The organism is Acetobacterium paludosum (assembly GCF_008086595.1).
Lineage (GTDB): Bacteria > Bacillota > Clostridia > Eubacteriales > Eubacteriaceae > Acetobacterium > Acetobacterium paludosum.
Window position 1 is genome coordinate 48,459 of the sequence record NZ_RXYA01000001.1, and the last position, 21,457, is coordinate 69,915.

Consider the following 21,457-nt stretch of genomic DNA (forward strand, 5'->3'; position numbering starts at 1 on the left):
GTGTTCCGGCAGTGATTGTTAAATTGAAATTCGGAGATATGATTCAAGTTTTCTGGAACAGAACTAGCTGTTTTATGTACTGGTATGGTCACCGCTTTTATTACTTCGATGTTTGTGATCCGGTTACTGATGGGCTATATTAAAACCCATGCCTTTAACATTTTTGGATGGTACCGAATCATACTTGGAAGTATTATCCTAATCAGTTTCTGGGTTTGACATAGAAGCATTATAAAAATTTTCAGCATATTGATACCGGTCCCTCTGCGCAGTGAATTTACCATACTGAATGGCTGATTGCTTGCATCCATTAATACATTTTAGACAAAATGTGCATTCCCCAATCCACATTGGTTTTCCATCGATCATTTTTATTGTATTGCATGGACAACTGCTTTCACACTGTTTACAACCATTGCATTCTTGTGTAGCAAAAAACTTTTTAGTATGATTGGCCTTTCGATAAGCATATCCCGTAATTGGGGTAACAAACCTGAGAATTCCCTTTTGATGTATTCAGTATGAACTCAACTTAAGAGGGATCAATCAACAGATCATCTTTGAAGACTATCAAAAATTTTTAGATACAATAAAGGATTACCAGGAGATCAGTGGGTATGAAATATATGGATATTGTTTGATGACCAATCACGTTCATTTGTTGGTAAAAGAAGGAAAAGAAGACTTAGGTCCCATTTTCAAACGAATTGGAGCCAGTTATGTCTATTGGTATAACTGGAAATGCAATCGAAGCGGCCATTTATTCCAGGATCGGTTTAAAAGTGAACCGGGTGGCAGCGGTGAATAAATTGAAGAACGAAACATAAGGTCTCCTGGATGCATTATGCTGCTGACATCATGGTGGATCAGTCAGCAGGAGGCCGAAAAAAACTTGGCGAACAGATAAAGACCATCGGCACCGGCAGTGACTGCGTGTTCGATGCCGGCCGGCATTATAGAGATTATGCCGGTTTCATACTCAATACGAGTTCCTGCGTTTATGCATGTTTCGGAACCGCCGACTACTTGATGTGTTTCCAGCTGTTTTTCGTGAGTATGATTCTTGATGCTTTTATTCGGAGCAATCTGGACAAGGTCATAGCTGAACTGCCCGTCCGTATCCTGAGCGGTGACAAGGTGATTTAGTTCGACTCCCTCAAATTTGGGATGCTTTGTCCATGGAATATCACCGAATTCTCTTTTACAGTTGGGAATCACAAATTGACCATTGTCAAATTTTGCGAAAGTTTCTGATTTGCTCATTATAATACCTCTTCCAATTATAGTTGATACTTATTTTCTGAGGTTACATCATACACTAACTTTCGAGTTTGGAACATAATCAAAAGTAGTTCACTATGACATTATCATAAGTGGGTCATAAAGAATTAAGCGAGTTTTAATTAATCATTGACATTTAGCAATATATGATATACTATTCACATGTAGACCGATCGTCATAATTATTGATTTTTGGAAAGAGGTAACTAGTTTATGGATAATAAATCGGATACACGGGAGCGATTTATTAAAACGGCATCGATGCTATTTCAATTACAAGGGTATCATGCAACTGGGTTAAATGAAATTTTAAAAAAAAGTGGAGCTCCTAGAGGCTCCTTTTATTATCATTTCCCAAATGGAAAAGAAGAATTAGCGCTTGAAGCAATAAAATTAGCAAGCCAAACGATCCAACTGGACATAAAAAACACCTTAGATCAGTTTTCAGATCCTGGCGAAGCGATTAAATTTCAGATTGAAAAAATAGCGGCATTCATTACTAAAGAAAAGAAGATTGAAGATTTTTCGATTAGCTTATTGGCATTAGAGACATTTGCGTCCAATGAAAGCCTGAGAAAAGCCTGTGAATCGGCTTTTATATCTTTTGAAAGTATCTATTTAGAAAAATTGATCATAGCAGGGTTTGACAAAGAAAAAGCCTGTGAATTAAGTATGGTCATCCAATCAATGATTGAAGGCGGAATAGTACTATCTTTAACAATGAAAAATGGGTCGCCATTACTTGCGGTGGCGAAACAAATCAGCGTAATATTAAAGGCAAATGCTTAATACGATAAGCATTGCAAATCACTAATTCGGATTTTTTGAAGATTAGTGATTTTGTAGACATAAAATTATGTAGGACGGTCTAATACTAGATTGCGTCATTGCTTGGTTTTATTTTGACCGGTAATGAGATCAGTGGGTGCTTCTAGAATATTGCAATTTTTAGCTGATATGCATTATTCTAGAAGCTACCCCTTTGGATTATGGGTTGCCTTTATTAATCCAAATTTTTGTACAAGGAAATTTATAAAAATGGAAAAAATATTCACGCCGTTTAAGCTAAAAAATATTGAGATACGTAATCGGATTTGTGTTCCACCGATGGTTACAAGATTCAGCGAACCTGACACCGGAATTGTTGAATTGGGAACGATTGAGCACTATCGAAAAATCGCAAAAGGATTGCCGGGACTCATTATACAGGAAGCAACATGTGTCAATATAAACGGTCGTCTCATGGATCGTCAACTGGGAATTTGGAATGATGCTCAAATTAAAGGATTAAAAAAGATTGTTGATACGGTACATGCTGAGGGATGTGCCATATTTGTACAATTGCATCATGCCGGAGTAGTCGGAATCAATGAACAGCCTTTGTGTCCGAGTAAATACAGCTATGCCCTGCCAGACGGAAATATCAGAATCGGAAAAGAAATGACTTTAGCAGAAATCCAGGAAATTCAGACTGATTTTGTAGAAGCTGGTGTCAGAGCATTTAAAGCAGGATATGATGGAATTGAACTTCATGGATGTCATGAATATTTAATATGCCAATTTTTTAATAAAAAAGTCAATACTAGAAATGATGATTATGGAAAATATCCAGAAAAATTTGCTATGGAAATCCTGAAAAGCATTTGCGAACGTACTTCACCTGACTTTGTCATTGGAATAAGATTAGGCGGTTTTGAACCGACACTGAAAGATGCGATTCAAAATGCTGTTAAACTTGAGCAGGGCGGAATTGATTTTATCGATGTGTCATACGGATTTAGCAAGGAACAGGAAGCCTTTGTTCCAGCAAACTATTCATTTATTGATATTATTTATGCTGCAGAAATGATAAAAAAATCAGTTCATATACCTGTTTTTGCTGCAAATGGAATAATATCCCCTGAAATGGCAGAAGATATTTTGATAAAAACTGAGGTTGACATGGTTGATATTGGAAGAGGTTTTATTGTAAATTCTAATTGGATGAAGGATGCCATAGAGAAAAAGGATACTGGAAAGTGTTTGCATTGCAAAATGTGTAAACTCTTTGTTGAACCGGATAAGTGTCCTGGGAAAATAGTCTTTGAAAAAAACAAGAAATAATTTTGATATTCATAATAGGTTTTATTAAATAATGGAGGGATACAATGAGTGCAAATGAACTAGAACTGGCAAGAAAGCAAAAACTTGAATATGTTCAGACGTGTACCAACCCATATCCGGAGCGATTTGCAAAAACCCATGAGTTATCCGAAGCAGGGATTTTGGACGATGGCGTTGAAAATGTTAAGGTGGCAGGACGGATCACCTTTATTAGAAAGATGGGGAAGCTGTCTTTTGTGACCATTTCAGATATATGCGGAAAGCTGCAAATCGCCATAAAGAAGGATTCTGTAGGAGATGACAGCTATACATTTTTTAAAAAGGGGTTTGATATCGGAGATTTTCTTGGCGTGGAAGGTGATGTGTTTACGACCCAGACAGGTGAAAAAACAATTAGAGCCAACCAGATCTATTTTTTAGGAAAAGCATTGAAGTCTTTACCAGAAAAATTCCATGGGGTTACGGACGTAGAAATGTGTTATCGACAGAGATATCTTGATTTAATTATGAATCAGGATACAAAAGACCGGTTTTTGTTAAAATATAATTTTATTAAAGAAGTTAGAAGATTTTTAGAGGATGATGGTTACCTGGAAATTGAAACGCCGGTAATTATTGATCATCCGTCGGGCGCAACAGCAAGACCGTTTATTTCGCATCATAATGCTCTCGATATGGATGTCTATTTAAGAATTGCACCTGAAACTTATTTAAAACGGGCAATTGTTGGTGGTTTTACAAAGGTATTTGAGTTTGCAAGGTGTTTTCGAAATGAAGGGATGGACACTACGCATTTGCAGGATTTTACCATGTTGGAAGGTTACTGCGCATATTATAACTATCAAGATAATATGGTATTTCTACAAACTATGCTGACACAGGTTATCACAAAATTATTTGGTAAGGCGCAAATTCAGATCAATGACAAGGTTGTTGATTTTGCGGGAAAGTGGGATGTGATCACGTTTAGAGACCTCATTTATCAGGATTGCGGAATTGATATCAATCAGACAAAAACGGCTGAAATGCTGCTAAATGAGATAAAAAAGCATGGAATCAAACTTGAATTAGAAACAAATATTAATCTTTTAGGAAAAGGAAATTTGATCGATTTGTTATATAAAAAAGTAAGTCGACCAAAGATTATTGATCCGACATTTCTAATTGGACATCCAACTGAACTGTCGCCATTAGCAAGAGCAAATGATGACAATCCAGAAATTGTTGACCGGTTCCAATTAATCATCAATGGTGCAGAAGTTATCAATGCTTATTCTGAATTGGTAGATCCGGTTCAGCAATATCAACGTCTTATGGAACAATCAATACTCAAAGCCGGTGGCGATGAAGAAGCCATGATTATGGATAAGGATTATATCACAGCGATGGAATATGGTATGCCGCCGATTTCAGGATGGGGTATGGGAATTGACAGAGTGCTCCAGATCCTGACAGAGCAAAATAATATCAGAGATCTAATTATGTTCCCAATCATGCGACCGATAGAATTATAGAAAACATAAGTAACCACCTAATTCGTAATCAGTTTGCCAGAATCAAAATTGTACTTAGAATTAAATAAGCAGAGTTCAAATCCCTGAAGGGGTGCCAGCTTTCAACTCATAAAAACCGCTTTGCAGATAGTTCTGCAAAGCGGTTTTTATGAGTTGAAAGGAAAAAAAGAGCCTGCATCGAAGAAAAAATGCTGAACTCAAACTTCAAAAAATCGTTATGGATTGATTCTTGGAACAAAGCTTGAAAAGCGGGATAAAAAGAGGTATGGTATATAGACAGAGAAGATGATAAAAAAAGCAAGAGGAGGATTATGATGAAAATTGGAATCATTGTTTTTTCGAAAACGAATAACACATTTTCGGTGGCTGAAAGATTGCGGGATGTTCTTGTCAAGAGGGGACTGGATGTTGTGATTGATCGGGTCATTCCGGTGAGCGACGATCCTGGGCCGAAAGATTCAATAGAATTCAGGAATCTTCCGGATGTATCTGTTTATGATGTCATCATATTTGGGAGTCCGGTATGGGCATTCTCTTTGTCAGGGGTGATGAAAGCGTATCTGACACAGGTATCAAGCCTCAGCGGGAAGAAAGTTTTCAGCTTTGTGACGAAGCAGATGGCTTCTAAATTTACCGGAGGAAATAAAGCAATTCGTCAGATCAGAAGTGCGGTTGAAGCGAAAAACGCAAAAGTGGACAATTCTTATATCATCAGTTGGAAGAGCAAAAATCGGGAAAAAGAGATTGCGGATTGCATTGATCAAATCGCAAAATCACTTTAAAAAGGAGCAGGATAATATGAACTATGAAGAAGTTGAAAAAAATGCCCGTGAGAATTTAAAGGGAAGCTGCAAAGTCTGTCCGATCTGTAACGGAAAAGCTTGTGCCGGCCAGGTTCCGGGCATGGGTGGTAAGGGTACAGGAGCAGCGTTTAAAATAAATATTGAATCGTTAGATGCCTATAAGCTAAATATGAGAGTCATTCACAATGCCAAAAATCCAGATACAGCAACCGTCTTGTTTGGTAAAAGAATGGATGTCCCTGTATTTGCAGCACCGGTATCCGGGACAACCCTGAATATGGGCGGCAAGTTTTCCGAAGAAGAATATATCCAGTGGGTCATCGAAGGATGTGTCGATGCCGGAATTTATCCAATGGTCGGAGATACGGCCGTCGACTCGTTTTTAACCACAAATCTGGAACAGTTAAAGAAATTTGATGGACGTGGCATTGCTATCATCAAGCCTTGGGAAAATAGCAATGTAATCAAAAAGATAAAGTTGGCGGAAGCAGCCGGTGCATACGCAGTTGGAATGGATATTGATGCCGCGGGACTGATTACGCTAGCCCTTCACGGAAAACCAGTGGGACCCAAAACAGTTGAAGAAATAAGTCAAATTGTTGAAAGCACACAGCTTCCGTTTATTCTGAAGGGCATAATGACGGTGGACGAAGCAGAGCTGGCCCTGGAGGCTGGAGTCAGTGCCATTGTTGTTTCAAATCATGGAGGAAGAGTGCTTGATCAAACGCCAGGTGTTGCCGATGTCCTTCCTGAAATTGCCGAAGCGGTAAAAGGAAAGCTGACAATACTTGCCGATGGGGGCATAAGAAATGGCATTGATGTATTGAAAATGCTTGCTCTTGGAGCCGATGGGGTTCTGATCGGAAGACCCTTTGTAACCGCATCTTTCGGTGGCCAGACAGATGGTGTGAAACTTTACATCGAAACCATAAAAAGCGAACTAAAATCGGCGATGGTTCTGACCGGTTGTAAAACGATAGAGGATATTAGTGATCGAATCATCTATTAATTGATTGGGGGTAAATATTATGGGAAAAAAGGGATTATTATTAGGACAGGGTAATACTGCTGAGATATAGGAATGGGAAACAGACAAAATTCTAAAACTATATCGCAATGGTTTACCGGAGACTTTGTGCAATAATGAGTTTAATGCTACAAAAAGTGCTTACGATCTATTGCAGGTTACGCCCAAACCCTTTGAGATAGTTCATATCGATAGTCGAGTTGGTGCAGTATATGAGCGAATAACAGGAAAAACCATGCTGAAAGAAATGGTGACAAAGCCGTGGAAATTTGGTAAATATTCTAAGGTGTTAGCGCAATGCCATGTAAATATTCAAAAGTCGATTGATTTTAAGCTACCGACGGTGAAAGAGAAGCTAAAACAGGATATCGATAGCACTCCGCTACTTTCTGATATTGAAAAGCAAAGAATATACCAATATATGGATTCTCTGCCTGACGGGAGCATGCTTTGTCATTTCGATTTTCATCCAGATAATATCATGCTGTCAAACGGCAAATATATTATTATCGACTGGATGACGGCCTGTAAGGGTGATAGATTATCGGATGTAGCACGTACTGGTATCATTCTAAACTTTAGCGAAATCCCAAGGGTTCCCCGTTTAGCAAATCTTATTTTAAGTCGATTGAAGAAAAAAGTATACAATGACTATCTTAAAGAGTATTTAAAAATAACAAATATTTCGGTGGAAGAGATAAAAAAATGGGAGATACCGATAGCCGCAGCGAGATTGCGTGAATGGATACCGGAAAAAGAGCAGCAAAAATTATTGATTTTTGTGAGGGATAATCTTTCCAATTAAATTTATACTAGCCTCACTGTGCTCCTGAATTCCCGGAAATGAGACTTAATATATGACTTTTTCAAGGGTTGTTTTCTTAGCGGTCTGGTCAGAATTGGTTTTGTTTCATATCTTATTTATAATATTCTTGGCTTAATCGGTAAATTGTTTCATGGAACGTGGGATCAGCAAAGTAAACAAAAAAATGCAGTCCGATAATCTTTGTAAGTGTCAAAGAATACTTCAGCAGATTTTGCGATCTCATCTTTTGGAGCGCCAGGAACAAATGCAGGGGCCTCTTTTCAGACTGGCGGGACAGTATTGAAGGACGGCTGGCTGAGATCATCGATCAGGTGGCGCCGGGAATGAGCATTCCCTACGAGTATGGCGGGGTCAAACAGGAGATTCAGGGATACCGAGACAGTGCCCTGGATCGGGACGTTTCGGAGATCCCCAGTTCTCAGAAATAATCAGAACTAAAAATCACGTTGTCAATAGAAGATAAAACCATTGACAGTGTGATTTTTAGTTCTGGATAAAAGTTGCTTAGCGGATCTGAGCGGCATCGATGACTACATAGGAGCCATCGGCCCACTGATCCAGCGCGATTTCAATCACCGGTGATCCGTCGGTATCAATAAAGGCCTGGACGATTTCATCATCGATCTGGGATTCGATGGTGACTTGAGTCACCCCGTTAAAGGAGAATCCCTCGAATGTTTTGATAATGTCCCGCCAGATATCCCGGGAACCGTCAATTTTTTTCAGGTTTTTGATGACTTGATCAATATTCATTATCATTTACCTCCCTAAGTTGATGTCTGTTGATAAATGAATACCCTTTTGAACCGATATTAAAAAAATATATGGAAGAAATTTTGATCTAATGAGAATAATGATCCTTTGAGAGATAATGTAGGACATGTTACTAGGTAAAAATAACAAAAAGCTGAGTAGCCAAACGCTCAGCTTTTTTTAACGGCACAGAACATTTTCAATTTAATCCCAAAGTGATTAGTTTAAAGGTCAGATTGATATGAAAAAGATCATCGTCCTTTTTCAAGTCCGTTTCGCCAATTTCTTAAGCTTCTTCGCGTTTAGTTTTCGAGGTTACTCTTTTAATATGGAAAAAATTCACCAATCAAAAGAAATTTGATCGGCGATGGTTTTGCATCATCGTTTGATCACCCCAAACAAACCGGCACTAACACGTTAAAAACCAGATTCATTTAATGGCTTTCAATTTCTTTTATTTGTTCGATGAGTCGATTGTACAACGCTCCGGTCTGACAGTCGGTTGCATTTGTAACATTATATGGAACGTTTTGTATTTTTAGTGAATTAAGATTAAAAGATATAAACATACAGGGCTATGTCACTGTTTATAATTCTGGCAAAAGTTTTGCATACAGGAACGCATGTGGAACATGATGTAAATCGATGCGGAACAGACAAAATATATAATTGGATAATATTTTGAATACAGTTAATGATTTTTAGCAAAATTTCAACAATAAATATTAACAAAATAAAATTTTACCACGGTGTAATAATTCAAATATTATTTGTTTAAAAAATGTTTAATATGTAAATGTATAATCAGATAGTCTAAGATGTTTAACTTTTAAATTGATCTACTAAAATAATTGATGTATAAAAGGAAAGGAGTTTTTTGAGTTTTTATGAAAAACATTAATTTATCTGATGATAAATCAACAAAAATAAATTGGTCGACTGATGTGTTCACAATTGTCGAATGGGATCTGACTTCCGACAGTTTTTATTCTTCTTATTCTTTTCAAAAATATGCAATGAGTCAAATCGATAAAAATGAGCTTCTTAAAAATCTTGATACAAAAAGTGGCGTTCATCCGGATGATTTCAGGACTCTACATGATGCATTAATAAGAGCTACAAATAACGAGATCAGTGAAAAGATGATTCTTCGTTTTAAAATGATGGACGGAAGCTATTCGTGGACACGCGTTTCAGTAAAATTCTTATTTAATGACAAGAAAAAACCAAAGCGTTTCATTCTCGTTCTCATGGGTGTCAATGAAAAAGTTAATAGCGATCAGATTCCAGGAAAAGCGTATATGTCGCTGCAAGTTAAAGTCAACAAGAATCTCTTGGGAATTGCTTTCTACGAATTTGATGAAAATACCAGACCTTTTGTAATTGACGATCGGGTTCGAAAGACTTCAGATTACCCAATTGAAGCAGAAAATAAAGATAGTACAACTGACAAAATAATACCTTCAGAATTCAATTTAAACAAGGTTTATAATCGGTATCCGGCAGAACTCTATGAACTTTATCTTGCTGGAAAAACGATTGAAGCACAGATTAATTTACGAGGTAAAGATGAATTATGGGTATGGATGTGTTATATCGGCAATATTATTGACAGTAAAGGTGAATGTCCTTTATGTTACGTCACGCTTTCGGACATCACTGAAGCGTTAGAAAACAATCAGCGGCACAAGTATTGGAATGAGCGTTATCACGGCCTGAGTAAAAACAAAAATGGCATTACTTTTCACTACCTCCCGGTTACGGACATCCTGGCTTATACCATTCGTTTAGAAGGTGAGCTGCAAAACTTCAGAATTGAAAACTACCTTGAAAATTTTCCGCAAGACACTAAAATTCATACCGATAGCGCTGGTCCTTTCAGGGAGGTAATGTTGAATTATAAAACAACCTGTAACGATAACACCTTCGATTTTTTTGCTGATTTCTATGGGACAGGCTATCATTGGTGGCATTCCAGACATATCAGTGTAGCTGACAAAAAAGGGCGCATTTACTCTATTATAGGATGTGCTGATCATATTTGTGCTGAAAGAGAAGAAAAAAAGATCTTTAATGCCACCACAGATACTGAAGTTGTGTTTCAGCGATTTTTCATGTCTGCGGCTTTGATTGCGATGAAATTCGACATCACAACTGGAAAACGTTTCGTATCAGAAAATGATGTCGTGCCTTCAGAAGTACCAGCAGATATAACCATTTCTGATTTTTTGTTGCATCTGAAAGAACTCGTGCATCCGGAAGATAAACGCTCAATTGAAAAACACTTGAATTTGGACAGTATCAAACGAAATTTAAATTCAACAAACAGAAAAATAAGCTTTGATTGCCGGGCCAGATCGTTAAGCGGTAAATTTGACGGATATCATTGGGTCGGAGTCAACTATATGACGATTGCTGCAGTCAACTGTGACGAACATTCGATTGTATTTATTTACGTTGTTGACATCAATGAAAAAAAGAAATCTCAACTGAGGTTAATGGAACAGGTGAAACGGGATACTTTGACGGGATTGCTTAACAGAACAGCATTTTTTGAGTTCTTCACCGAAGTCATCCAGAGAGCTAATATTGAAGAAAACAAAAATAAGAAGGCCGCAGCTTTTGTAATGATCAATGTCGACAATATGAAACAAATTAACGAAAATCTTGGCCACGTCATTGGTGACAAGCTGATCGAGAATATGGCTGTAACCCTCAGAGCTATACACAAGGAGAGTGCAGCTCGTCTTTATGCAGATAAATTTGCACTCTGTATTTATGATATCTCCGATCAGTCGGTTTTTCAGGAACAGATGCGTATTGTCAGCAATGCTCTGACCCAGAAAATTGATGGTGAGATCGCATTCACCGTTTCAATGGGCATCGCTATCTACCCAACGGATGCAGAAGTTGTCAGCGATCTTTATGAAAAAGCAGACAAAGCATTAAGCAAAGCAATAAAAGATAATGGCCAGCAGTACGTATTCTATTCACCAGAAATGGATAGAAAAGAACAATCTGACAAGCTCACGATAACGAGTTGCGATGTGATAACCAAACAAAAACAGCGCGTTTTTATCCGTGCTTTCGGTTACTTTGAACTTTTTGTTGATGGACAGGCCGTTCCAATCAATCTGGAAAAAGCAAAAGAACTGTTGGCCTTGCTTATTGATCGGCGGGGTGGATTCCTTTCTGCAAATGAAGCGATCAGTTATCTTTGGGAAGACGAACCGGCAGATAAAACCACTAAATCACGTTATCGGAAGGTTGCAATGAGACTGAATAATATTCTGTCAAAATACAATGTTGAAGATATCATCGAGAACAAACATGGTTTGCGAAGGATCGTAACAGAAAAAATCAATTGTGACTACTATGAATACCTTTCCGAATATCCGGTATCCCAGCATCTTTTTATGGGGGCTTACATGTCCAATTACAGCTGGGGTGAGACGACTCTTTCTATGCTTGAACAGATGACCATTAAACCGGAATAATACCTGGATGTAATTGAAGGTAATATACAAAAAAATGAAGAAGAAATCAGGCGAGTCGTTAATAACGACCGCTTTTTTTTATGAATAACGGTAACCGTGATGAGTGCTGATTTTGATGCTGGCAAAAAATATTTTCTGAGGAACACTCGTGGAACGCGTTTAAAATGTAGCAGGAACACCCACCCTTTATAATGGTGTAAGACTGTATTAAACGATACCCTGTTTTTCAAAATGTTATTCAAACATATTGAATTGTGGCCGTATGTGAAAATAGGTTTCTGACTGCTGAAATTACATGAAAGGAGAACGCAATGACTGCTAAGGAACTGCATAAATTAAGCCGTAAAGAACTGCTGGAGTTGATGGTCTTGATTTCAGAGGAAAATGAGAGGCTATATAAGCAAATAGAACAGCTGAATGAAAAATTGAATACACGCAACATCATCGTGCAGGAAGTCGGCTCCATTGCAGAAGCTGCGCTGAAAATTAGTGGTGTTATTGAGGCCACCCAAGTAGCGGCGGACCTTTATTTGGAAAATATCCGCAGGTTGAACAATAATGCTCAGAAAAATGCTGCTATTCTTATGCAGGAAACCCGTCAGAAGTGCGTTGCCATCGAGACAGAAAAACAACAAAAAACTGGCAGTAACTTGCATGCAATAAACGAATGGGTTGGCCCTAACTTTGAGGATAAACAGGAAATGAATAGATGGTTCAACGCAGCAAGAGGTCGCGGTCAAATAGATGAGGATACCTGTGATTGAAACAGAGAAGGATTTGATTGTACCGTCTTCTAAACAATTGAGAAATGAGCTTGAACGCGAAAGTTATAAGCGCAGAAACGGCAGAATGCTGCTTAGAATAATCGGAACGCTGGCGGTAGTTGTAGCGATTTCAATAATTTGCATCACATATTTTTTCTCTGTTATGAGAATTCAGGGACACAGTATGGAACCGGTGTTGTACGAACGGGAACTGGTGTTGGTTATCAAAACAAATGAATTTGATAGAGGTGATCTGGTGGCATTTGACTATAATAACAAGATTCTCATAAAACGAGTGATCGGATTTAGCGGTGACTGGGTGAACATTGATCAGGATGGCGATGTATATGTCAATGGGGAGAAGAAAAACGAGCCCTATGTTCTTGACAAATGCCTTGGAAACGGCGATGTCGACTTCCCTTATCAAGTATCGGACAACCGTTTGTTCGTGCTTGGTGATCACCGCTCGATATCATCAGACAGCCGCGACAGCATGATCGGGACGGTCGCAGAAGAACAGATCATCGGCAAAGTTGCATTTCGGTTCTGGCCGCTTTCAAAGTTTTCTCTGTTTAACTAAAAAATCCAGCCATAAAAGGGAGGTGAAGTTATTGTGAAAAAAGAAATACAGCAACGGGCACTGACATTAATTCAGCAAAAAAGAAAAAAAAAGAAAACCAGGGTGATGCTGTCATTGCTTTCGCTGATTGTGATACTCGGCACATTTTATGCACTGGCATTACCGGCTTTGACATTGGAAAAAGAGCCAGCCGGCGGTCTTGAAGAACTCAACCAGAGCGATGCGAGCTATTCGCCGGCAACCGAGACTACTGCGGAGACCGGAAGCTCAATGAACAGCGACGCTTCTGCCGGGTCAGTAAAATCGGCAGATAGCACGACACCTAAAACGCCGGCTGAACCGGCAGAAAGTTCAGATGCCACAGCACCAGCCACACCAGTGGAAAATACGGGCAGCGCAACACCAGCCACGCCGGTGGAAAATACGGGTAGCACAGTACCAGCTACGCCGGTTGAGAATACGGGCACTGCAGCACCAGTCACAGCTGAGAATAATACCGCGACAGTAGCATTAACCACTCCGGTGGAAAGTTCAGCTGCTGTATCTTCAGCTACAACAACGGCAAACGCCGTAACAGCAGTCACGGCGGAAAAGTCCAAGACGAGCTCCCGCACCGAGTACACCTATGAGGAAAACGGACTTAAGGTAACCGCCGTACTGTCGGATCCGGCGGCAATCCCCGATGAGGCAAAACTTTCGGTAAAGCGCATCACGCCCCAAAACGATCCGGAACATTATGCGCAGTATCTCCAGATGCTGCAGAACAGCCTCGGAACAGCCGACAACACAGCGTTTTCAGCCTATGATATTTGCTTTCTTTTAAACGGACAGGAAATAGAGCCCCAAGCAGGCAGCACGGTTAAGGTGACCATTGAAGATGCGGCGGCATCAACGGCATCCGCAGAAAATCTTCAGGTATTTCATGTCGTTGAGGCGGCCAGCAAAGCGCCGGAACTGCAGGCGGTTGCGGCTAAAACAACCGACCTCAACGGCGAATCAGCAATAACCTTCACGGCCGACAGCTTTTCGGCGTATATTGTTACACCACCAGTAATACCAACAGGTTCATCCCTCAAGTATAAACTAATTGATGATGCATCAGACACCTTTACTCAGACGAGTTATTACAATGCCAGCCAACTCCTTGGGATAGCGGGTAACTTTCATATTGTGGCTTTCAACACGGCGACACTGAATAGTCATACCAATGGCAATATATTGGCGAATCAACTGAAGGCGAATGTGAATTTTGGCACCAACAATCTTTCTTCCGAGCTCAGCTATGTGCAGAATTACACGACGGTCAGCCCCACAAGCGCCGCCAGTAACAACCATGTCCTAGTACTTGGCTCTGGCAATAAGGTTACGACGTATGATCCTAATTCATTTGCAGTAAATGGCACGAAACTGGATCGTCCCCAAAACATCTGGCAGGATGCGGATTCGTCGACGCGACCCTTTATCGACCTTGCTCAAGTGAAGATCCAGATTTCTGGAATCGCTTCGACGATCGCCCAAATGAAACCGGTGAATACTAAGAGCAATCTGAATAGCGGAGGGAATAGCAACGATAGCTACCTGATGCTGACAGATCCCGATAAAGTCGGCGTCTATAATATTTCAGCAAGTGATCTGAGTTCTTATGGCTATTTTGGAATAAAAGGATTTCAGTCCGGTCATAATGGCACCGTCATCATTAATGTGGACTGTTCTAATGCACCAGCAACACTTTCCCTGCCGATCTGCGAGATGTATGTGGGCACTGCCATGCAGAGTTTAAATGAGGTAACAAACTTTGTTAATGGTCGGATCATCTGGAATTTTGGAAACTACAACGGCACCATAACAACAAACCGGATGTATGGCACGGTCATCGCGCCAAATGCCACCATCAATGTCAACCAGAATCTGAATGGCACCATTATCGGTAAAAATGTCAATATCAATGCGGAGAGCCATCGCGATGACTTCATCGGTAGGCTGTCCAATGGGGCAACGGTCACGGTCAATAAAAGCTGGCTCGGCAATGACGGCGCTTCACTTAAAGATAGTGACTTAACTGGAATGGCGGCAACCTTTCAGCTTTACCGGTCATCAGACAGTGACGGGACAAAAACTGCCGTCGGTGATCCCGTCACACTCAACAGCAGCACCGGCTGGTCGAAAAGCTGGGGTGAACTGCCGACCGGGTACACCTATTCGGTGGTAGAAACCGGCGTTACCAAAGGCGGTGTGGATGTGACCGGTAAATACCAGACCACCTATTCGGCCGACAGCTGCACCGACAGCGGGACATTTGTCGTCTCCAACCAAATCATCTACACCCTGCCCAATACCGGAGGTGCGGGAACAGGGCTGTTCACAATCGCCGGTTTAACCCTGATGGGGGCCGCTTTGTATAGATATAGAAAAACCAGGCCATCCGGAACCAGTAAAAGATAAGCCGGTTCCGGGATGGCAAATCAAGCAGCAAAACCAAATCAATTTAAACACGAAAGGGAATTATGATGAAGAAATTGTTTAAGCAGAAAATGAAAAAGGCCTTGAGCCTTGTTTGCACCCTGACCATGCTGATCGGCATGCTGGGGGTCCCCGTTCAGGCGGCAACCGGTCACACCTTGACCATTAATTCAGAAACCAACGGTCATACCTATCAGGCCTATCAGGTGTTTGCAGGAGACTATTCGGAAACAGCAGAAAGTACAAAAGTACTCTCGAATATTACCTGGGGTAGTGGCGTAGATGGCAATGCACTGCTTACCGCCCTCAAAGCGGATACCGCTTACGGCACTAAATTTACAAACTGCAACACGGCGGCCGATGTAGCGAAAGCAATCGACGGCTTAAAAGGCGATGCGAATTTCCCGACCGCTTTTGCCGCGATTGTAGCAAAGCACCTTAATGGCACACCCACTAGTTCTGGTACTCCATCAGGTTCTACTGGTTCATACACTTACAACATCACCGGTCTGGGAGACGGCTACTATTTTATCAACGAGAAATCATTTACTGATAATCCCGCTGACAACGCCTATACGAAATACATGCTTCAGGTATTGGATGATGTGAGCGTTGCGGCAAAGACCGACAAACCATCGATTGCACTTAAGGTTCTCGAGAATAACGACAGCACTTACAAAAACAGCTGGAACGATGCCGCCGACTACAGCATTGGAAGCGACGTTCCCTACCGGATTGTCAGCCTGGTGCCGGATATGACTAATTTTAGTACTTATAATTACAAGATTACCGATACCATCTCAACCGGTTCAACCTTCAAGGCAGACAGTGTGAAAGTTTACTTTGTCAATACCGGTGAAATGTATGGGGTTGAGACCAGCACAGCAACCGGGGCAGGCGGGACCCTGATAGATTCCAGCCAATACAAACTGACACCTGCCTCTAACGCCAGCGGATTCACCGTTGAATTTACCGATTTAAAATCTACTACAGGAGTCAGCAATAACGGCTATATCGTGGTGGAGTATACAGCCCAATTGGACAAAGATGCAGCCATAAACAGTAATACAAACAAAGTTGGGAACCCCACCGAGGTTTTGCTGACCTACAGCAATAACCCCAACGATCCAGCAGGTATGGGCCAGACACCCAAGGACGAGGTGGACGTCTATACCTTCGCGTTACCGGTAAGCAAGACTGATGCTGCTAACAAAGCACTGGCTGGTGCCACATTCGCAGTCTTTGCCAGCAAAACAGAAGCACAAGCAGCCGCTTCAGACCCGACTAAGCTGACAAATGCATTGGTATTTACAGGCAGTGCGGGCGTCTATACACTTGGCGGTACCACAAATGCCCTCACTGGCGATACAACCGGAAACTATGCCGTCAAGGGTCTGGACCAGGGAACCTACTATCTGGTTGAGACAGCGGCACCGAACGGCTACAATCGCCTGCTTGAGCCGGTGACCGTGACGGTGGCTCCAACCTACAACACCGGCGATAGAACGTCGGCATACGTGGACGGACATGTTCCAGATGCCACCAGCGATCAGTTGACCGCTGTTAAAATCAATGACGCTACTGGATTGCAAGTCGTCAACCAGACGGGGACGACCCTGCCTGAAACCGGCGGTATGGGTACCCGGATCTTTATGGGCGTTGGTTTAACACTGATGATCGCGGCAGCCGTTCTGATTGTCATCCGAAAAAAAAACATTCCCGCTAAGTAAGCATCGTGAATTTTGATTGCTGCGCCGCTGCCGGGCTTGCTTCGCAGTGGTGCAGAGGAAAGAGAGACCTTTGAAAAAACATCTGCCCACCATTATGCTGATCGCGGTATTTTTGATCGGTCTTTCGCTCCTGCTTTATCCAACGGTCAGCAACTATGTCAATTCTCTCCACCAGAGCCGTGCCATTGCCAGCTATGAGGAGGGATTGTCCGATTTGACGGCTGAGGATTTTTCGGACTACCGGCAAAATGCCACCGAATACAATGCTCGCCTTTTTTCGTCTACAGATCGTTTTCTGGAAACCGCAGACCGCAAAACAGAGTATAACAATCTGCTCAACCCGCTTAGCAACAGCATCATGGGTTATATTGAAATCAAATCCATCGGCGTGAAACTGCCGATTTATCACGGCACCGATGATTCCGTCATGCAGGTAGGCGTCGGTCATATTGAGGGTTCTTCGCTGCCGGTAGGCGGAGCAAGCACCCACTGTGTTCTTTCCGGACACAGCGGCCTGCCATCTACAAAATTGTTTACGAACCTCAACAAACTCAAAGAAGGGGATATTTTCAAACTGCATGTACTTGATCAGGATCTAGTCTACAAGGTGGACAAGATAACCGTGGTTGAGCCAGCCGACACGAAAGACCTGAAAATCGTTGACGGGATGGACTATTGCACGCTTGTAACGTGTACGCCCTACGGGATCAACTCGCATCGGTTGCTGGTGCGGGGGGTGCGTGTTGAATCGGATCAAAGCGAGCTTTCAGAAGTAGCTGCCGATGCAGTGGAAATTGACCCACTGTTGCTGGTGCCGGTTTTAGCCGTTCCAATGCTGGCAGTGTTGCTTGTCTGGCTGTTCTTCAATACGAATGCGAAAAAAAAGCGGAAAGGATGGTAAATATGGACAATCAGATAAAAATCAGAAAAAAAACGGCAGTTCGGTTTTTGATCAGCCTTTGTTTGATCTCCGCATTGATATTTACGATGTCTCCCGCGGTGCTGGCAGCGGCAGCGTTTGATGACAATACGCCGTGTTCACTGACATTGGACTGTTCCAGCAGCGGCAATGCAGTGGGCGAGATGGTTTTTCATTTGTATCGTGTTGCCGATGGAACGAATGTGACTGGCTTCACGCTCAGCGGCGATTTTGCAGAATACCGGGTCAATCTGAAAAATCTTGATGACTCCGGATTGAGTGCCACTGCATACACACTGGCAGCCTATACCGCACCGGATGACATTCAGCCGATTGAATCAGCGACGGCCGACAGCAGTCACGTTGTTGATTTTAATAAATTGTCTGATGGGTTATATCTGGTAGTTGGGGAGAGTGTGAAAATTGACGGTAAAACCTATACCGCTGTTCCGACACTTGTTTCGTTACCTAACCGTCAGGGAAACGGTAGTTTGGCCTATGATCTTAAAACAAAACCGAAGATCTCAGTCCAGAGTACGCTGGACGCGGACAGCAAGGTCGATGTCAGTGTCGTCAAAACATGGAATGATGGCGGCCATACCGAAATGCGACCGGCTAGCATTGAGATCAATCTCTTATGCAACGGAAAACTCTACGAACGCCGAAACCTGACCGCCGCTGACTATTGGCGTCATACGTGGACGGGTCTGAGCGGCGACTGCAACTGGACAGTGATCGAGCGGAATGTCAGCGAAAAGTATGATGTGCTCTATGCCGCTAAAAATACCGCTGGCAAGACGACGTTGACCGTTACCAATACCAGTACAGTTCAAACCAGTACGGTCCCGGATGCATCGGATGGTGATGCAAAGAACAGTATCAACAGTGAGAAACAGATTACCGCAAAGGCGCTTCCGCAGACCGGCTTATTGTGGTGGCCGGTATCGCTCATGGCGGTATCCGGAATCGTGATTTTTGGATTTGGATGGCGAAGATATTTCAACCAGGATAAGGAAAATGATGAGGAATAAACGCGGTGTTCTGATGATGTCAATTGGACTGCTTCTGCTAGCCGGTGCAATAGGATTGACCAGCTATAATATTATTACGGAAAAGATGGCCGAAACAAGAAGCGATCAGACCGTGACCATACTACAGGAACAAATACCAGATTATCAGAATTCGAATAGTCAATCCGATCAACTTTCAGACCAGAGTGAAGCAACAGTTACAGAGATGCAGGCAATGGATATTGATGAACATGATTATATCGGGGTTCTGGATATTCCCGTTATTGATATTTCGCTACCCGTACAGCAGGACTGGAGCTATCCAGCTCTGAATTATTCGCCCTGTCGCTATAGGGGTTCCTTTCTGAATGATTCAATGATCATCGCCGGACATAACTACCAGGAACATTTCGGCAAACTGTATCAGCTTAGAAATGGCGATATCGTGAAATTCACGGATGTTGCCGGGAATGTTTATCGGTATGCAGTAGCAAGTGTTGAAACGTTGGCCAAAACCGATGTTGAGGAGATGGAATCCGGGAATTGGGATCTGACACTTTTTACCTGTACGCCAGGTGGTACAAATCGTGTCACAGTCAGATGCAAAAGAATTTGATGGAGAATTTACATGCAGACAAATAGAATCAATACAGACATCGAAAACCTTTGTTTTGTTGTTGAAACGATGGCTGTGGAAAAAAAGTATACGGAGTGGCTGAAAATAGGCATTAGCCTTTTTTTGTTTGGTGCAACGATTATTTGTCAAGTTGCGATAACCGGAATGAATATGGCCCCTGTGATTTCGTACCTGCAAGTGATGATTTCTGTTTGTCTGGCAGTAACTGGATGAGGGCAATATTATAAAAAAACATACATTGATTTATTGATCTAAACAAAAAGGCGAAATTAAAAAAACATTCGGATTAAGTTTTGATCACTTGCTCTGGATGTATCTTTCAAGGAGGCAAATGAAATGACTCAAAATTCAGTCCAATTAGCATTAAGTGAATTGAGAGACGAATCACAGGTAAAGGATAGTGAAGCGCTATTTAAAAAGGAATTATTTGGTGGTTATAACGTTAAACAGGTTACAGAATACATCGAATCATTGACGGTAAAATTGCATGATGCTGAAGAATCATGTAATTTTAAAATAGATGAATTCGTGTCCATAACAACAAAGCTAAAACAGGAACGCGACCTATATGGGGAAATGTTCAATATGTGTAAGAATTCAAAAATTGAGATGGAAGCTCAAAATCAGCAATTGAAGAACGAATTGAATGAACAAAAAATTTCTGAACAGGAATGTGCTGATCTTAAGGATCAGCTGAAACAGCTGGAATTAATGGTTGAAGATCTGAATGGTGAGCTTGAAAATTATGCTAAAGGCAATGTGACAGAAGATCATTATGAAAAACTTCTTGCCGAAAATGAAAATAAAATGAAGAAATATGAGAAAGATGTACAAGAAAGAAACGAGTTGTTGGCAGAAAACGAGAAATTAAAAAAACAATATGAAGAAGCAATACAGGAAAAGCGTTTATTGCCTTTTGAAAAGAAAGGTCTACGCGAGCAAAATGAAGCAACCCATGAAAAGGGTGCGCTATTTTCAGAGAATAAAGATTTGCAGGAACAATACAAAATTGTTATCAAAGAGAGAAATACATTGTTGGTTGAAAATAATATTTTAGCTAATCAGAATAAAAGATTGACAGTGAATTTATGGAAATCTAACGAAAAGAATGAAGAATTAAGAGCAGTTAACATCAAAACAAAATTGAAATTGAATAAAATGAGTTCAGAATTCGAATCAAGATCCGATGTTTATTCGCAAAAATATCAACGAAATATTGATAAAATTTCTGAAAGCATGAAAAATACAATGAATATATTGAAGTATGAAATAGAGGATGCTGACCTTCTTTTCAAAAGAAACTTCAGTGATATCAGTTTAACAAATGAAGATACCAGGTTGATTAGAGAACAAGCGATAAAAAAGAAGGAAGTATAATATTCATAAGTGGTCTTCAATAAAAGAGACATTCAGGAAAAAACAATGGTATTTTTTCTGAATGTCTCTTTTATTATGCCCGATTCATTATTTTGGGCGATATCCGATCTTAAAACTGAAAATATCGCCTATCAATTTACACAGAGATATTCTATAATGAAAATAATCGAATTGCA

Annotated in this window: 20 protein-coding genes and 1 pseudogene; 18 read left to right on the forward strand and 3 right to left on the reverse strand. The window is 41.1% G+C overall.

What is annotated here, in order from left to right:
- Positions 1-42: 42 nt before the first annotated feature.
- Positions 43-219, forward strand: a pseudogene (locus FZC41_RS17760) (undecaprenyl-diphosphate phosphatase); the annotation flags it as partial.
- On the opposite strand, the gene FZC41_RS17815 reads toward FZC41_RS17760, so the two are convergent.
- Positions 199-516, reverse strand: coding sequence for an EFR1 family ferrodoxin (locus tag FZC41_RS17815; protein WP_205737044.1), 318 nt, complete (start codon positions 514-516; stop codon positions 199-201). The pseudogene FZC41_RS17760 and the gene FZC41_RS17815 overlap by 21 nt on opposite strands.
- A 40-nt stretch (positions 517-556) precedes the next feature.
- Between FZC41_RS17815 and FZC41_RS00215 the strand changes: the two genes are divergently transcribed.
- Entirely contained in the window at positions 557-808 is a 252-nt protein-coding gene (locus tag FZC41_RS00215; RefSeq protein WP_311135817.1) for a transposase, read from the forward strand.
- 62 nt (positions 809-870) lie between these two features.
- On the opposite strand, the gene FZC41_RS00220 is transcribed toward FZC41_RS00215, so the two are convergent.
- On the reverse strand, positions 871-1,263 hold the full coding sequence (locus tag FZC41_RS00220; RefSeq protein WP_148565381.1) for a cupin domain-containing protein: 393 nt from the start codon (positions 1,261-1,263) through the stop codon (positions 871-873).
- Positions 1,264-1,494: 231 nt separating this feature from the next.
- On the opposite strand from FZC41_RS00220, the gene FZC41_RS00225 reads away from it, so the two are divergent.
- The 6 genes from FZC41_RS00225 (at position 1,495) to FZC41_RS00250 (ending at position 7,533) form a co-directional block, all read left to right on the forward strand.
- Positions 1,495-2,070, forward strand: coding sequence for a TetR/AcrR family transcriptional regulator (locus tag FZC41_RS00225; RefSeq protein ID WP_148565382.1), 576 nt, complete (start codon positions 1,495-1,497; stop codon positions 2,068-2,070).
- 249 nt (positions 2,071-2,319) lie between these two features.
- Positions 2,320-3,384, forward strand: a complete 1,065-nt coding sequence (locus FZC41_RS00230; RefSeq protein WP_148565383.1) for an oxidoreductase — start codon at positions 2,320-2,322, stop codon at positions 3,382-3,384.
- 44 nt (positions 3,385-3,428) lie between these two features.
- Positions 3,429-4,898, forward strand: a complete 1,470-nt coding sequence (gene lysS, locus FZC41_RS00235; RefSeq protein ID WP_148565384.1) for a lysine--tRNA ligase — start codon at positions 3,429-3,431, stop codon at positions 4,896-4,898.
- 311 nt (positions 4,899-5,209) lie between these two features.
- On the forward strand, positions 5,210-5,680 hold the full coding sequence (locus FZC41_RS00240) for a flavodoxin family protein (RefSeq protein ID WP_148565385.1): 471 nt from the start codon (positions 5,210-5,212) through the stop codon (positions 5,678-5,680).
- A gap of 16 nt (positions 5,681-5,696) precedes the next feature.
- The gene (locus tag FZC41_RS00245; protein ID WP_148565386.1) at positions 5,697-6,710 is read left to right on the forward strand and encodes an alpha-hydroxy-acid oxidizing protein; all 1,014 of its coding nucleotides are present in this window, start codon (positions 5,697-5,699) and stop codon (positions 6,708-6,710) included.
- An 88-nt stretch (positions 6,711-6,798) separates the two neighbouring features.
- Positions 6,799-7,533: a phosphotransferase gene (locus FZC41_RS00250; RefSeq protein WP_338000845.1), complete on the forward strand. Its 735-nt coding sequence runs from the start codon at positions 6,799-6,801 to the stop codon at positions 7,531-7,533.
- 525 nt (positions 7,534-8,058) lie between these two features.
- Here the strand turns inward: FZC41_RS00250 and FZC41_RS00255 are convergent.
- Complete coding sequence (locus FZC41_RS00255; protein WP_148565388.1) at positions 8,059-8,307, reverse strand: hypothetical protein; 249 nt, start codon at positions 8,305-8,307, stop codon at positions 8,059-8,061.
- Between the two features lie 887 nt (positions 8,308-9,194).
- Here FZC41_RS00255 and FZC41_RS00260 point away from each other — a divergent pair.
- From FZC41_RS00260 to FZC41_RS00305, 10 genes are all read left to right on the forward strand, one after another.
- Complete coding sequence (locus tag FZC41_RS00260) at positions 9,195-11,804, forward strand: diguanylate cyclase domain-containing protein (protein ID WP_148565389.1); 2,610 nt, start codon at positions 9,195-9,197, stop codon at positions 11,802-11,804.
- 311 nt (positions 11,805-12,115) lie between these two features.
- Positions 12,116-12,568, forward strand: coding sequence for a hypothetical protein (locus tag FZC41_RS17480; RefSeq protein ID WP_205737041.1), 453 nt, complete (start codon positions 12,116-12,118; stop codon positions 12,566-12,568).
- Positions 12,561-13,148, forward strand: coding sequence for a signal peptidase I (gene lepB / locus FZC41_RS00270; RefSeq protein WP_205737042.1), 588 nt, complete (start codon positions 12,561-12,563; stop codon positions 13,146-13,148). Before FZC41_RS17480 ends, lepB begins: the two co-directional genes overlap by 8 nt.
- Before the next feature lie 33 nt (positions 13,149-13,181).
- Positions 13,182-15,590 (forward strand): LPXTG cell wall anchor domain-containing protein, encoded by a 2,409-nt coding sequence (locus FZC41_RS00275; protein ID WP_148565391.1) that lies wholly within the window; start codon positions 13,182-13,184, stop codon positions 15,588-15,590.
- Between the two features lie 62 nt (positions 15,591-15,652).
- On the forward strand, positions 15,653-17,338 hold the full coding sequence (locus FZC41_RS00280; RefSeq protein ID WP_148565392.1) for a SpaH/EbpB family LPXTG-anchored major pilin: 1,686 nt from the start codon (positions 15,653-15,655) through the stop codon (positions 17,336-17,338).
- Positions 17,339-17,408: 70 nt separating this feature from the next.
- Positions 17,409-18,239: a class C sortase gene (locus tag FZC41_RS00285; protein ID WP_148565393.1), complete on the forward strand. Its 831-nt coding sequence runs from the start codon at positions 17,409-17,411 to the stop codon at positions 18,237-18,239.
- 2 nt (positions 18,240-18,241) lie between these two features.
- The gene (locus FZC41_RS00290; protein ID WP_170253789.1) at positions 18,242-19,288 is read left to right on the forward strand and encodes a Cna B-type domain-containing protein; all 1,047 of its coding nucleotides are present in this window, start codon (positions 18,242-18,244) and stop codon (positions 19,286-19,288) included.
- Complete coding sequence (locus FZC41_RS00295; protein WP_148565395.1) at positions 19,275-19,883, forward strand: sortase; 609 nt, start codon at positions 19,275-19,277, stop codon at positions 19,881-19,883. Before FZC41_RS00290 ends, FZC41_RS00295 begins: the two co-directional genes overlap by 14 nt.
- Before the next feature lie 12 nt (positions 19,884-19,895).
- Complete coding sequence (locus tag FZC41_RS00300; protein WP_148565396.1) at positions 19,896-20,117, forward strand: hypothetical protein; 222 nt, start codon at positions 19,896-19,898, stop codon at positions 20,115-20,117.
- Between the two features lie 123 nt (positions 20,118-20,240).
- Positions 20,241-21,281: a hypothetical protein gene (locus tag FZC41_RS00305; protein WP_148565397.1), complete on the forward strand. Its 1,041-nt coding sequence runs from the start codon at positions 20,241-20,243 to the stop codon at positions 21,279-21,281.
- Positions 21,282-21,457: the final 176 nt, after the last annotated feature.